The following is a 12,630-nucleotide window of genomic DNA, read 5'->3' as shown; positions in this document are numbered from 1 at the left end:
GGGGCAGACGAACCTGCTGGCGCTGAACGCCACGATCGAGGCGGCGCGCGCGGGCGATGCGGGACGCGGGTTCGCGGTGGTGGCGCAGGAGGTCAAGAGCCTGGCGAACCAGACCGCGCGCGCGACCGACGATATCGCGGCGAAGATCGCGGCGATCCAGGCGGCGACGCGCGTGACGGTGGACACGTCCGCGTCGATCCGCGCGACGGTGGGCGAGGTGCAGGACAGCGCGACGCGCATCCGCCACGCGATGGAAAGCCAGGCGCAGACCGTGACCGCGATCACCGCGGCGGTGGACGAAACCGCGCTGGCCGCCGATTCGATGTCGCACACCGTCGCCACCATCCGCGAGGATACCGAAACCGTCGCGACCGAGATCGACGCGCTGGACGGCGATCTGGACGCGATCGGCCGGCGGCTGGACGTGCTGCGCGCCGCCGCCGCGGATTACGCCCGCGCCGTGGCGTAGCCGCCGCGGCGACGCGGCGATCGCGACGCTTTCCCGCCGCGGCCGCCGCCCCTAAAGGCGCGGGGATGACCAACATCCTCCTCACCGGATCGTCGCGCGGGATCGGGGCGGCGATCGCCGCGGCGCTGGACGGGCCAGGCGTCGCGATCGCCGGCCACGGCACGACATCCGGCCTGCCCGCCGACTTCACCGATCCCGACGCGCCGCGCGCCCTGTGGGACGCCGCGGTCGCGCGGCTGGGCCATGTCGACGTGCTCATCAACAATGCGGGGGTGTTCGAGGCGAACCCGATCGACGCCGACGACGCGGCGTGGCGCGCGAACTGGGCGCGCACGATGCAGGTGAACCTGACCGCCGCGGCGGAACTGTGCCGGCTGGCGGTGCTGCACTGGCGCGCGCGCGGGGTGCCGGGGCGGATCGTCAACGTCGCCAGCCGCGCCGCGCATCGCGGCGACAGCCCCGCGCACTGGCATTATGCCGCGTCCAAGGCCGGGATGGTGGCGATGACGAAGACGATCGCGCGCGGCTATGCCAGGGACGGCATCCTGGCCTTCGCGATCTGTCCCGGGTTCACGATGACGGGGATGGCGGAGGATTACCTCGAAAGCCGCGGCGGCGACGCGTTGCTGGCGGACATCCCGCTGGGTCGCGTGGCGATGCCCGACGAGGTGGCGGAAATGGCGCGCTGGCTCGCGCTCGACGCGCCCGCGTCGATGACCGGCGCGGTGCTGGACGTGAACGGAGCAAGCTATGTCCGATAGGGTCGACAGCTGGCGCGTGACGCTGCCGTGCACCCGCGCGGAGGCGGAGGCGATCGATGCGGCGGACGACCTCGCCATCGACGCGGTGCTGATGACGAGCGAGACGGTGGAGGACGATCGCGAGCATTGGCGGCTGGACGCCTATGTCGAGGACGAACCCGATGCCGCGATGCTGGCCGCGATCCGTGCGCTGGTGCCCAGCGCCGCGGGCGTCGCGCCGGAGGTGGCGGCGCTGACCGCGCAGGACTGGGTCGCGATGAGCCAGGAGGGGCTGGAGCCGATCCGCGAGGGGCGCTTCGTGGTGCATACCAGCGCGCACCCGATCGATCCGCCGCCGGGCGGGCGCGCGTTCCTGATCGACGCAGGGCAGGCGTTCGGGACCGGGCATCACGCGACGACCGCGGGGTGCCTGCGGATGCTGGACGGGCTGTCCGACCGCGGGTTCGGGGCGGTGATCGACGTCGGCACGGGCACGGGCCTGCTGGCGTTCGCCGCCGCGCACCTGTGGCCGGACGCGCGCGTGACCGCGACGGATATCGACCCCGCCGCGATCCTGGTGACGCGCGAGAATGCGGCGGCGAACGGGGTCGCGGGGCTGGCGCTGGTCGTCGCGGACGGGGCGCTGGACGACGGCGTCACGGCGGGTGCGCCCTACGATCTGGTCATCGCCAACATCCTGGCGGGGCCGCTGGTGTCGATGGCGCCCGAACTGGCCGCCATCGCCGCGCCGGGGGCGGCGATCGTGCTGGCCGGGTTGCTGGAAACACAGCGGGAGAAGGTCGTCGCGGCATTCGTCGCGTGCGGCTGTACGCTGGAGGCGGTGGATCGGCGCGCGGACTGGACGATCCTGCGGCTGTCCGCGGGGACGGTGCGGTACGTGCCGGCGACGCCGGTCGATCCCAAGGGGCGCGACGGGTGGGCGCTGGATATCTGACGGTTTCGCTCGCTCCGTCATTGCGAGGAGCGTAGCGACGCGGCAATCCAGCGTGCCGCGCGACACCCTGGATTGCTTCGCTCCGCTCGCAATGACGGCCTGTCAGGCCTGGCTGACCAGCAGCTTGTCGATCCGCCGGCCGTCGAGGTCCACGACCTCGAAGCGCCAGCCCTGCTCCTCGAAGCTCTCGCCCTCGGTCGGCAGCTTGCGGAAGATCGCGAGCGCGAGGCCCGCGACGGTGGCGTAGTCGCGGTCCTCGGGCAGGTCGATGCCCAGCCGCTCCGCCAGCGAATCGGCCGCCATCGTGCCCGCGACCAGCAGCGAGCCGTCGTCGCGCTCCACCACGTTCGGCCCCTCGTCCGCCGCGGTGTTGCTGGCGAAGTCGCCCGCGATCGCGGCGAGCAGGTCGGCGGGGGTCACGATCCCCTCGAAATGCCCGTATTCGTCATGGACCAGCGCCATCGGCACCTCGGCACGGCGCAGCGTGTCCATCGTGTCCATCGCATCGACCTGATCCACCACCACCGGCGCCTTGCGCATCAGCACGGCCAGGTCGAGCGTCCGCCCCTGCGACAGCGCGCGCGCGACGTCGCGTGCCTGCACCACCCCCACCACCGCGTCGATCGTCCCGTCGGCGACCGGCAGGCGGCTGTGCGGCGTATCGAGCAACCGCGCGCGGATGCCCGCATCGTCCAGGTGCACGTCCAGCCAGTCGACTTCGGTCCGAGGCGTCATCACCTCGCGCACCGGCCGGTCGGCGAGCCGGACGACGCCCGAGATGATCGAGCGTTCGTGCTCCTCGATCACGCCGGACTTGCTGGCCTCCGCCACGATCAGGTGCAGCTCCTCCGCCGTCACCTGGTCCTCGTTATGGCGGTTGAGGCCGAGCAGGCGGAAGATCAGCGCGCTCGACCGGTCGAGGATCCACACCAAAGGCTTCGTCGCCACCGCCAGCCATGTCATCGGCAGCGCGACGATCGCGGCCACCACCTCCGGCTTGCGCAGCGCGAACTGTTTCGGGACCAGCTCGCCGATGATGAGCGAGGCGTAGGTGGTCAGGCCGATCACCAGCGCGAAGCCGAGGTTTTCGGCCACGCCCGCGGGCACGCCCAGCGCCGCGATCCGCGCCGCGGTGGGCGTGCCGAGGCTGGCGCCCGAATAGGCGCCGTTGATGATCCCGATCAGGGTGATGCCGATCTGCACCGCGGACAGGAACTTGCCCGGGTCGGACGCCAGCACGATCGCAGCCTGCGCCCCGCGCCGCCCGGTTCGCGCCATCGCCTCCAGCCGCGCGCGGCGCGCCGAGACGATGGCCAGCTCGCTCATCGCGAACACGCCGTTCAACGCGACCAGCGCGAGGATGATGAGGACGTCGATCCAGGGGAACGGCGGTAGCATGGGCACGCCCCCCTTACGCGGCAAAGCCCGCGCGCCACAATCGACAAATTGTGTCGCCGCCGTGACGGCGCACCGGTCATCACGGGTTCAGTGCGTTGCCGGAACAATCGCCCGCGGCGCCGGGTTTTCCGGCTGTTCGACACGAAAGGGACACGACATGACGAAATCCAGGGGCCTGTTCGCCGCGATGGCGGGCGTTTCGCTGCTTGCGACCGCGGCCTGCACGACCGATCCGGAAACCGGCGAGCGCCGCGTGTCGAAGACCGCGATCGGCGGCATCGGCGGCGCGCTGGGCGGCTATCTGCTGGGCGACCTCGTCGGCGGGCGGCGCGACCGGACCGAGAAGATCATCGGCGCCGGCATCGGCGGCATCGCGGGCGCGGGCATCGGCGCGTATATGGACAAGCAGGAACGCGAGATGCGCGCGCGCACCGCGGGCACCGATGTGCAGGTCGTACGCCAGGGCGACGACCTGCTGCTCAACATCCCGTCGGGCATCAACTTCGCCACCAATTCGGCGACGGTCGAGCCGCGCTTCCGCGAGACGCTGGACCGCGTCGCCAGCGTGCTGAGCGATTACGGCCAGACCTATATCGACGTCTACGGCCACACCGATTCGACCGGCAGCGACGATTACAACCAGGGCCTGTCGCAGCGCCGCGCGGTGTCGGTCGCGGACTATCTGTCGACCCGCGGGGTACAGCCCGCGCGCATCGCGACCCGCGGCTTCGGCGAGACGCAGCCGATCGAGACGAACGAGACCGAGGCGGGCCGCTCCGCGAATCGCCGGGTCGAGATCAAGATCGTGCCGGTGTCGCAGAACGACACGATGTAGGACCGACGTCATGCCGGGCTGGTCCCGGCATCCACCGGGCGCCGCGCGGAACATGGCTTTTCCGTGCGGAACGGTGGATGCCGGGACAGGCCCGGGATGACTCGCGCCTCCTACCGCCGCTGCCGGAAGAATTCCCGCAGCAGCGAGGCGGCCTCTCCCTCGCCGATGCCGCCGAACAATTCCGGCCGGTGGTGGCAGGTCGGCTGCGCGAACAATCGCGGCCCGTGGTCGATCGCGCCGCCCTTCGCATCGGGCGCCCCCCAATAGACGCGCGCGATGCGGGCGAGCGCGATCGCGCCCGCGCACATCGCGCACGGTTCCAATGTCACCCACAGGTCGCATTCGGCCAGCCGGTCGTCGCCCAGCGCGGCGGTGGCGGCGCGGATCGCCAGCATCTCCGCATGGGCGGTGGGATCCCGGCGTGCGCGGGGGGCATTGGCGGCGGTCGCGACGATCGCCCCGCGACGGACGATGACCGCGCCGACCGGGACCTCTCCCGCCGCGGCGGCGTCGCGTGCCGCGTCGAGCGCGATGCGCATGGGGGCGGGGAGGGGAAACATCCCGCGCTGGGTAGCGCGGGCGGGGAGGCGGAGGAAGGTGCGTCGGGGTCGACCGGGCCGATCCCCCGGCCGTCGCGGGGGAAGTCGGCCCGGTCGGTCGCGCGAATCAGTTCGCGGGCGCCTCGCCGGGCTTGCGCACCTGGACGCGCGGGACCTCGACCGTCTTGTTCTCGGTCCCCACGGCCACGCTGCCCACGTCGGCCTCGAACTTCGGCGCCTGCCCGCCCTCCAGCCGGGGCAGTTGCGCGGTCTGCGTCTGGTCCAGGCGGACGAAGCCCAGCGCCAGCGCGGCGAGGAGGACCAGAGCGGCGATGCCGACGAGGACGAGGAGCGCGCGCATGATAGGGGCCTTTCCGCGAATGGGGTGTCGTTCCGATGCCGCAACAACGCCCGCCCGGCGGCGCGGTTGCATCCTCCGGATCGGCGCGACGCGGTTGACGAAGCGGTCGGTTCCCGCTACTCGCGCCCACTTTCCGGGCTTCCGAATTTCAGGATCAACCATCATGTCGCGCATCTGCGAGCTGACCGGCAAGGGCCGGCAGGTGGGACACAACGTTTCCCACGCCAACAACAAGACGAAGCGCACGTTCCTGCCCAACTTGCAGAACGTGACGTTGCTGTCCGACGCGCTGGAGCGGTCGATCAAGCTGCGCGTGTCGACGCACGGCCTGCGTTCGGTCGAGCATAACGGCGGGCTGGACAATTGGCTGGCCAAGACGTCGGACGACAAGCTGTCGCTGAAGGCGCGCCGCCTGAAGCGCGACGTGGTGAAGAAGCGCGCCGCGGCGACCGCCGCCGCCTGATCCGCCCCGTGCGATCCGCGCCGCAACGGCCCGCCGTCCCGACCCGGACGGCGGGCCGCTTGGCGTTGGGGCGACGCGGCCCCCTCCCCTGAAGGCGAGGGGCTTTATTGGTCGGGTACCAACCGGAACTTCGCCAGGATCGTGCGGCGATAGAAGGCGCCGTCATTGTCGGTGACCAGCCACACCATCGTGTCCTTCCCCTCGCGCGTCACCGCGATCCCTTCCGCATTCTCCCCCAGCAGGTGCGGCGGGAAATGCGCGATCTCGGTCGCGACCATCAAGCCGCCGGGGCGGATCGAGGCGGCGGGGACGCGCGCGATGCGGACGGTGAAGTTCAGCAGCCCGTCCCAGCGGCGGTGGACGACCAGCAGGTCGCCGTCGGGCAGGGCGGTGGCGTCGCTGGGCACCACCGTGCGCGGGGGACGGTAGCGCAGCCGCATCGCGCGCGTGCCCGGCGCGGCGGGATCACCGGAGAACAGCACCGCGGGCCATTCGCGCCTGGCCCAGTCGCCCGCCTCCGCGATCGCGACGAAGCGCCCGTCGGGCAGCCGGGCAAGCGATTCGGCGCCGCTGTTCGTCCGCCACGATGCCATCGCGCGCGGCGCGCGCCACGATTCGGTGCGTGCGAAGCGGGGGGCGTAGCGGAAGATCGCGTTCGCGCGCTCGAACCCCACCCACGCCCGCCCGGTCGCGGGGTCCACCGCCAGCGATTCCGAATCGCGGTCCGCCTTCGCCCAGCCGGTGCCGGGTCCGCCCGGCAGGCTGCCGCTGCCCAGCGTCGTCAGCGTCCGGCCGCGGATCGCCAGCCGGACGAACGTGCCCCCGTCGCCCAGCAGGATCGCCTGCCCGCGCCACAGCGCCAGTCCGGAAAAGCTGCCGAACGCCGGATCGTCCGCGGTCAGCGCGACCGCGCCGATCGGCTCCAGTCGCCCGATCCGGCGCGGCCATCCGCCCTTCGGCGCCCACGCCCGCGCATGGACCACGACATCGGTGCCGAGCCGTTTCAGCTGCGGCTCGCCCGACCATGTCGGCACGACCGCGAGCGGCAGCAGCACCGCGGCGGCGATCGCGCGGCGGCGGGCTGGGGGCAGGGGGGCGGCGGGCGGGCGGATCGGGGTCACTTGCCTGAACCGGCGATAACGGACGCATTCAGGGTCGGCTCAATGCGACTCGCCCATAACCGCATCATCGACGGACCATCCGTCGCAGGTTTTGGAAACGGGAGACGATCCATGTTCAAGCAGCTGACCCTCGCCGGTGTCGCCCTCGTGATGGGCGCGAGCGCCCTGGTCCCGACGGCCGCCGACGCGCAACGCTATCGCGGCGGGTACGACCGTTCCTATAACGATCGCGGCTATCGTGACTATGACCGTCGCGACGATCGTCGCCGGTACAATTACAATCGCCGCTGCTCGGGCGGGACGACCGGCACCATCGTCGGCGCGATCGCGGGCGGCCTGCTGGGCCGGGCGATCGACACCCGCGGCGACCGGACGCTCGGCACGGTCCTGGGCGGCGTCGGCGGCGCGGTCGCGGGCAACGCGGTCGAGAAGTCGAACAACCCGCGTTACTGCCGCTGACGGTCGGCGGCGGCGGGGCCACCCGCCGCCGCTGCGTGACGCGGCCCACCAGTTTCACCAGTTTGGTTCCCTCGCGTAGCGTATGAGGGCGCGCGCCGGTCGATCCCTTGCGGGCTCGGCCGGCGTGTTGCGTTTGGCGCGCCTCCCTCCGTTCGGCTACCGCCGTTCCAGCAGCAGCGATTGCACCGCCCGCGCGAAATAGCCGCGGCGGTCGGCGAGCCGCGTCATCGCCAGGCCCTGTCCGTCCTCGCCCGCCCAGGTTTCGGCATCGGTGAAGATCCACTCCCCCTCCGGCGGCCGCGCGAGGCTGACGGTCAGGTCGGCGTTGAGGAAGGTCCAGTCGGCGAAGGGCAGGACCGGCGCGATGCCGTTGGAGAAATCCGCCACCGCCATCGCGCGCATGACCGGGGACGTCGGCGCGTCGAGGATCGTCGCGCGATGCTGGCGGAACCACGCCTGTCCCGGGCCGAGCTGGCCGAAGCCGCCGCGGATGCGCCGGATCTCGAAATTGGCGCCGAAATTGGGCACGCCGGGGGTCGGGCCGCGGAACGTGTCGTCGGGCGCGACGTCGTCGGGCGACGAATCGACCGCGGGCATCGCCGCGCCGCCGGGGAGCGGCAGGTCGGCGACGCGGACGCGCAGGACGATCGCGCGCACGACCTCGATCCCGTCGTGGAGCAGGCGGACCTGCACCAGCTGGATCTTCTTCCCCTCGCGCAGCACCTCCGTCTCGGCGTGGATCGCGTCGACGGGGACGGGGCGGAGGAGTTCGACCGTCACGCGCGCGATCCGCATCGGGGCCAGGGTCGGCACCTGTTCCGCGGCATGCGCGACCAGCGCGGACGGCGCGCCGCCGTGCTGGAGCCCGGGGTGCCACGGGCCCGCGGCGAAGGGAGTGGCGCGGAAGGCGGGGCCGTCGGGGGTGTAGATGGCGTCGGTCATGCGACCGCGTTGCCAAAGTTCGTGTTCCTGCGAAAGCAGGAACCCAGGGCCATGAGCGGATGCGCTTGTTGCTCTGGGTTCCTGCGTGCGCAGGAACACGGGAGGGGGAGGCATAGAGCGGGTGGCGCCGCGGGGACCCCACACCGGCCGTGCCGGGCGCTGCGCGGCTCGCCGCGCACCGGCGCCGTCACTCGTCTGGCGCCGGATCGACGCGCCTGCGCCCGTCAGTACATGTGCTGCCCGCCGTTGATCGACAGCGTCGATCCGGTCACGAACCCGCCGTCGTCGCTGCACAGGAACGCCACGCCGCGCGCGATTTCGTGCGCTTGGCCCAGTCGGCCGACGGGGATCTTCGCCACGATCTTTTCCAGCACGTCGGCGGGGACCGCGGCGACCATGTCGGTGTCGATATAGCCCGGCGCGATGGCGTTCACGGTCACGCCCGCGCGTGCGCCTTCCTGCGCCAGCGCCTTGGTGAAGCCGTGGATGCCGCTCTTCGCCGCGGCATAGTTCACCTGCCCGTACTGGCCCGCCTGTCCGTTGATCGATCCGATGTTGACGATGCGGCCCCACTTGCGCTCGCGCATCCCGGGGAACACCGCCTTGGCCATGTTGAAACACCCGCCCAGGTTGGTGTCCATGACCTCCTTCCACATCTCGTACGTCATCTTCAGGATCGTGCCGTCGCGCGTGATCCCGGCGTTGTTGACCAGCACGTCGACCGGGCCGACCTCCTCCGCCACCTGCGCCACGCCGTCGAGGCATGCCTGGTGATCCGACACGTCCCACTTGAACGCCGCGATGCCGGTGCGTTCGGTGAAGGCGCGCGCGCGTTCGTCGTTGCCCGCGTAATTGGCGGCGACGGTCATCCCGGCCTCCTTCAGCGCGACGCTGATCGCTTCCCCGATCCCGCGCGTGCCGCCGGTGACGATCGCTACCCGTGCCATGTATCAGTCCCTCTCCAAGGTTTCGCCCGACGCTACGAAAGGGGCGTCCACCCCGCAAGTTCCCGCGCCAGTAAGCCACGCAACATCACAATGCCCGCAGGCGTGTCGTTGAGGCAGGAGAGGTAGGCAAAACGGGTACCTCCGGCGGCCTCGAAACTCTCGCGCCCGCGGATGGCGAGTTCCTCCAGCGTTTCCAGGCAGTCGGCGCTGAACCCCGGCGCCAGGATCGCGACCTTCTTCACCCCGGCTGCGGGCATCGCCTCCAGCGTCAGGTCGGTCGCGGGTTCCAGCCATTTGGCGGGGCCGAAGCGCGACTGGAACGTGACGGTCAGCTCGCGCCCCAGCGCCTCCGACAGGAGCCGCGCGGTCTTGCGGCAATGGCAATGATAGGGGTCGCCAAGTTCCAGCGTCCGCTTGGGCATGCCGTGGAAGCTGGCGATCAGCGCGTCGGGAACGAAATCCAGCGCCGCGACCTGCTCGCGGACGGTGTCGGCCAGCGCGGCGATATAGGCCGGATCGTCGTGATAGGGCGGCAACGTCCGCAGCGCGGGCTGCCAGCGCATGGCGGCGAGCGCGGCGAACGCCTTGTCGTTGGCGGTCGCGGTCGTGGCGGCGCAATATTGCGGGTACAAGGGCGCGATCAGGATCCGCTCGCACCCCGCATCCTTCATCGCGGCGAGGCGGTCGGGGATCGACGGATTGCCGTAGCGCATCGCCCAGTCGACCGTGACGTCGGGACCGAACGCGCCCTGCAACGCCGCCGACTGCGCCTTCGTGATCGCGGCGAGGGGGGAGCCGTCGTCGGTCCATACCTGCTGGTACGCATGGGCGGATTTCTTCGGTCGGGTGGTCAGCACCGCGCCGCGAAGGATCGGCTGCCACAGCAATTGCGGAATCTCCACGACGCGGCGGTCGGACAGGAATTCCTTCAGGTAGCGGCGCACGCTCTTCGCATCCGCGGCGTCGGGAGTGCCGAGGTTGACGATCAGGACGCCGATGCGGCGGGGCGGGATGGCGGGGTGGCCGGCTGGAAGATTCATTACGGTCCTAACGGCAGGGTACGGATGCGCGTTCCGGTCGCGGCGCGAAGCGCGTTGGCGATCGCGGGCGCGACCGCGGGAACGCCCAGGTCGCCGACGCCGCCGGGGTCGGCGGTGGAGGGGATCAGTTCCACCGTCACCTCCGGCGCGGTGGCGAGCGCGGGCAGGCCCGCCTGTCCCAGCATCCGCGTCGTGGGCAGGCCGTCGGCATAACCGGTGGCGCAGCCGGTCGCCATCGCGGCGCCGAAGATCAGCCCGCCTTCGACCACCTGCTTCACGATGTCGGGATTGATCGCGCGCCCGCAATCGACCGCCGCGACCAGGCGGTCGACGCGGATCGCGCCGCCGTCCGCGACATGAACCTCCGCCAGGACGGCGATGTAGCTGCCCGCCATGGCGTGGCACGCGATCCCCTGCGCGCTGCCGATCGCGCCGCCTTCCCATCCGCCCAGCGCGGCGACGGTGGACAGGCAGCGCGCGGCGCGCGCGTCGCCGCCCAGCATCCCGATGCGATACGATACCGGCTCGCTCTGCGCCGCATGCGCCAGTTCGTCGACGAAACATTCGGTGAAGAAGCAGGTGTAGCCGTGCGCGCCGCCGCGCAGATGTCCGACCTCGATCGGCAGGTCGGCCGGGTGATGATCGATCGCGACCGCGGGGATGCGGTACATCGGCCGCGCGCCCGCGATCGCATGGCCGTCCGCACCGTCGGGCAGCGCCCGCGCGATGCGCGCCAGCGGATCGTGCGCGAGCAGGCGGCGGGCGAGCGCGCGGCCGCTGGCGGGGGCGGCGATGCTGGCCTGCCACGCCATGACCTGCCCGTTGGGGGCGAGGCGCGCGGACAGGCGGGCGCGGGCGGGCGCGCGGACCGGGGAGCGCATCAGCGCCTCCCCGCGCGACCACATCACCTGCACCGGGCGGCGCAGCTTCCGCGCGAGCGTGGCGGCCTGTACCGCGACCATCGGTTCCAGCCCGGCGCCGAAGCCGCCGCCCACCAGCATCGGATGGACGATCACCTGCGCGGGCGACAGCCCGACCGCGGCGGCGGCGGCGGCCTGCGCGATGCCGGGCGCCTCCGTCGCGAGCCACAGTTCCAGCCGCCCGTCCTCGAACTGCGCGGTCGCGGCGGGGGTCTCGATCGCGGCGTGCAGGCCGGGCGCGACGCTGTACTCGGCACGGATCACCTTCGCCCCAGCGAACGCCGCGCCCACGTCGCCGTCCGACACGGCGCGCCAGCCCTCGCCGTCCAGCGCGGCGGCCAGCGCGGGCGCGGGGTCGGCGGGCAGGGGGCCGTCGGTGGCGAAGCGCGGGGCGAGCGCCGACAGGCCGCGGTTGGCCGCCCACCAGTCGTTGGCGACCGCGGCGACCCAGTGCGGCGTCTCCACCACCGACACCATCCCGCGCACGCGGTCCGCCGCCGCCTTGTCGCAGCCGAGCAGGCGCGACGTCGGCCTCGGCCCCTGCCGGACGCTGGCGAAGACCATGTCGGGCAGGCGGATGTCGGCGGTGAAATTCGCCGATCCGTCGACCTTCGCGGGCACGTCCAGCCGCGGGAGCGGTCGACCGGTCAGCCGCCCGTCGTCGCCGAAGCGCAGCGGAAGTTCGGCGGGCGGCGCGAACGTCGCGGCGCTTTCCGCCAGTTCGCCGAAGCGCAGTTTCCGGTCGCCCAGCCGGACGAAGCCGTCCCCCGTCTCGCACGCCTGCCAGTCCGCGTCCCAGCGCGCCGCGGCCGCCATGCACAGCAGCACGCGCGCCGCCGCGCCCGCCTGCCGCAACGGCGCCTCGAACCGGCGGATGCCGGTGGAGGCGGCGGTCAGCATCGCGGCGCTGCGCGTCCAGTGTTCGGCGCGGATCGCCTCGGGCACGCGATCGAACGCGCCGTCGAACAGCGCCTCCGCGGCCGGGGGGTTGGCGTATAACGGGCTGACGGGGGCGGCTTCGACCCCGACGGTGCGCCAGTCCGCGCCCAGTTCGTCCGCGACGACCTGCGCGAAGGCGGTGTAGCTTCCCTGCCCGCATTCCGCCTGCGGCACCGCGACGATGACCTGCCCGTCGCGCGCGATCTTCAGGAACGCACCGAACACGGTTTCGCCCGGCGCGGCGGGCAGCGTGGCACGGTACGTGCGCGGCCACGCCGCCCAGGCGACGACCAGCCCGACGCCGACTCCGCCGGAAATCAGGAGATTGCGTCGGGTCGGCGCCATGCGCCGGGGTTAGCGGCGGGCGGGGGGCAGGGGAAGGGTGTGGGTTCTCGCGAAGGCGCGATGACGCGAAGAAGGTTGGTTCACGCGGATGCGCAGAGGCGCGGAGAAGGTTGGTTCACGCGGAGGCGCGGAGGCGCGGAGGTGTTGCGCCCGCCGG

General features: G+C 72.1%; 14 protein-coding genes. 6 read left to right on the top strand and 8 right to left on the bottom strand.

Going from position 1 to position 12,630, the window contains the following annotated elements:
* The 3 genes from ASG29_RS16895 to ASG29_RS15035 all read left to right on the top strand — a co-directional run.
* The coding region (locus ASG29_RS16895; RefSeq protein ID WP_235532951.1) for a methyl-accepting chemotaxis protein at positions 1-469 on the top strand (469 nt) is incomplete at its 5' end.
* Between the two features lie 65 nt (positions 470-534).
* Positions 535-1,230 carry an SDR family NAD(P)-dependent oxidoreductase gene (locus ASG29_RS15040; protein WP_055986127.1) on the top strand — a complete coding sequence of 232 codons (696 nt, stop codon included), beginning with the start codon at positions 535-537 and terminating at the stop codon, positions 1,228-1,230.
* Positions 1,220-2,164, top strand: a complete 945-nt coding sequence (locus ASG29_RS15035) for a 50S ribosomal protein L11 methyltransferase (RefSeq protein WP_055986122.1) — start codon at positions 1,220-1,222, stop codon at positions 2,162-2,164. The genes ASG29_RS15040 and ASG29_RS15035 overlap by 11 nt, the downstream gene beginning before the upstream one ends.
* A gap of 102 nt (positions 2,165-2,266) precedes the next feature.
* Here the strand turns inward: ASG29_RS15035 and ASG29_RS15030 are convergent, their stop codons facing one another.
* A complete protein-coding gene (locus ASG29_RS15030; protein WP_055986119.1) occupies positions 2,267-3,562 on the bottom strand; it encodes a hemolysin family protein in 1,296 nt (431 codons plus the stop codon).
* 157 nt (positions 3,563-3,719) lie between these two features.
* Between ASG29_RS15030 and ASG29_RS15025 the strand changes: the two genes are divergently transcribed.
* A complete protein-coding gene (locus ASG29_RS15025) occupies positions 3,720-4,397 on the top strand; it encodes an OmpA family protein (RefSeq protein ID WP_055986117.1) in 678 nt (225 codons plus the stop codon).
* A 110-nt stretch (positions 4,398-4,507) separates the two neighbouring features.
* Here the strand turns inward: ASG29_RS15025 and ASG29_RS15020 are convergent, their stop codons facing one another.
* Positions 4,508-4,957, bottom strand: coding sequence for a nucleoside deaminase (locus ASG29_RS15020; protein ID WP_235532950.1), 450 nt, complete (start codon positions 4,955-4,957; stop codon positions 4,508-4,510).
* A 106-nt stretch (positions 4,958-5,063) separates the two neighbouring features.
* On the bottom strand, positions 5,064-5,297 hold the full coding sequence (locus ASG29_RS15015) for a hypothetical protein (protein ID WP_055986111.1): 234 nt from the start codon (positions 5,295-5,297) through the stop codon (positions 5,064-5,066).
* Positions 5,298-5,460: 163 nt separating this feature from the next.
* On the opposite strand from ASG29_RS15015, the gene rpmB reads away from it, so the two are divergent.
* On the top strand, positions 5,461-5,760 hold the full coding sequence (gene rpmB, locus ASG29_RS15010) for a 50S ribosomal protein L28 (RefSeq protein WP_055986108.1): 300 nt from the start codon (positions 5,461-5,463) through the stop codon (positions 5,758-5,760).
* 104 nt (positions 5,761-5,864) lie between these two features.
* On the opposite strand, the gene ASG29_RS15005 is transcribed toward rpmB, so the two are convergent.
* Complete coding sequence (locus ASG29_RS15005) at positions 5,865-6,881, bottom strand: esterase-like activity of phytase family protein (RefSeq protein ID WP_235532949.1); 1,017 nt, start codon at positions 6,879-6,881, stop codon at positions 5,865-5,867.
* Positions 6,882-6,992: 111 nt separating this feature from the next.
* On the opposite strand from ASG29_RS15005, the gene ASG29_RS15000 reads away from it, so the two are divergent.
* Positions 6,993-7,340 carry a glycine zipper 2TM domain-containing protein gene (locus ASG29_RS15000; RefSeq protein ID WP_055986105.1) on the top strand — a complete coding sequence of 116 codons (348 nt, stop codon included), beginning with the start codon at positions 6,993-6,995 and terminating at the stop codon, positions 7,338-7,340.
* Between the two features lie 156 nt (positions 7,341-7,496).
* Here ASG29_RS15000 and ASG29_RS14995 read toward each other — a convergent pair whose 3' ends face one another.
* The 4 genes from ASG29_RS14995 to ASG29_RS14980 all read right to left on the bottom strand — a co-directional run bounded on the left by ASG29_RS14995 (position 7,497) and on the right by ASG29_RS14980 (position 12,473).
* Complete coding sequence (locus ASG29_RS14995; RefSeq protein WP_055986102.1) at positions 7,497-8,282, bottom strand: thioesterase family protein; 786 nt, start codon at positions 8,280-8,282, stop codon at positions 7,497-7,499.
* 224 nt (positions 8,283-8,506) lie between these two features.
* Positions 8,507-9,229, bottom strand: a complete 723-nt coding sequence (phbB, locus tag ASG29_RS14990; protein WP_055986100.1) for an acetoacetyl-CoA reductase — start codon at positions 9,227-9,229, stop codon at positions 8,507-8,509.
* A gap of 32 nt (positions 9,230-9,261) precedes the next feature.
* Complete coding sequence (gene hemH, locus ASG29_RS14985) at positions 9,262-10,269, bottom strand: ferrochelatase (protein WP_055986098.1); 1,008 nt, start codon at positions 10,267-10,269, stop codon at positions 9,262-9,264.
* A complete protein-coding gene (locus ASG29_RS14980) occupies positions 10,269-12,473 on the bottom strand; it encodes a xanthine dehydrogenase family protein molybdopterin-binding subunit (protein WP_055986095.1) in 2,205 nt (734 codons plus the stop codon). The genes hemH and ASG29_RS14980 overlap by 1 nt, the downstream gene beginning before the upstream one ends.
* Positions 12,474-12,630 lie beyond the last annotated feature (157 nt).

The sequence above is a fragment of the Sphingomonas sp. Leaf412 genome (genome assembly GCF_001425405.1).
In the GTDB taxonomy this organism is placed as follows: domain Bacteria; phylum Pseudomonadota; class Alphaproteobacteria; order Sphingomonadales; family Sphingomonadaceae; genus Sphingomonas.
The sequence above is the reverse complement of the archived record's forward strand: the minus strand, read 5'-3'. Positions and strand labels throughout refer to the sequence as shown.

What these genes read in the sequence shown, in the direction of transcription:
- ASG29_RS15040 (WP_055986127.1), top strand. Translation starts at nt 535, where the DNA reads ATGACCAACATCCTCCTCACCGGATCGTCGCGCGGGATCGGGGCGGCG.
- ASG29_RS15035 (WP_055986122.1), top strand. Translation starts at nt 1,220, where the DNA reads ATGTCCGATAGGGTCGACAGCTGGCGCGTGACGCTGCCGTGCACCCGC.
- ASG29_RS15030 (WP_055986119.1), bottom strand. Translation starts at nt 3,562, where the DNA reads ATGCTACCGCCGTTCCCCTGGATCGACGTCCTCATCATCCTCGCGCTG.
- ASG29_RS15025 (WP_055986117.1), top strand. Translation starts at nt 3,720, where the DNA reads ATGACGAAATCCAGGGGCCTGTTCGCCGCGATGGCGGGCGTTTCGCTG.
- ASG29_RS15020 (WP_235532950.1), bottom strand. Translation starts at nt 4,957, where the DNA reads ATGTTTCCCCTCCCCGCCCCCATGCGCATCGCGCTCGACGCGGCACGC.
- ASG29_RS15015 (WP_055986111.1), bottom strand. Translation starts at nt 5,297, where the DNA reads ATGCGCGCGCTCCTCGTCCTCGTCGGCATCGCCGCTCTGGTCCTCCTC.
- rpmB (WP_055986108.1), top strand. Translation starts at nt 5,461, where the DNA reads ATGTCGCGCATCTGCGAGCTGACCGGCAAGGGCCGGCAGGTGGGACAC.
- ASG29_RS15000 (WP_055986105.1), top strand. Translation starts at nt 6,993, where the DNA reads ATGTTCAAGCAGCTGACCCTCGCCGGTGTCGCCCTCGTGATGGGCGCG.
- ASG29_RS14995 (WP_055986102.1), bottom strand. Translation starts at nt 8,282, where the DNA reads ATGACCGACGCCATCTACACCCCCGACGGCCCCGCCTTCCGCGCCACT.
- phbB (WP_055986100.1), bottom strand. Translation starts at nt 9,229, where the DNA reads ATGGCACGGGTAGCGATCGTCACCGGCGGCACGCGCGGGATCGGGGAA.
- hemH (WP_055986098.1), bottom strand. Translation starts at nt 10,269, where the DNA reads ATGAATCTTCCAGCCGGCCACCCCGCCATCCCGCCCCGCCGCATCGGC.
- ASG29_RS14980 (WP_055986095.1), bottom strand. Translation starts at nt 12,473, where the DNA reads ATGGCGCCGACCCGACGCAATCTCCTGATTTCCGGCGGAGTCGGCGTC.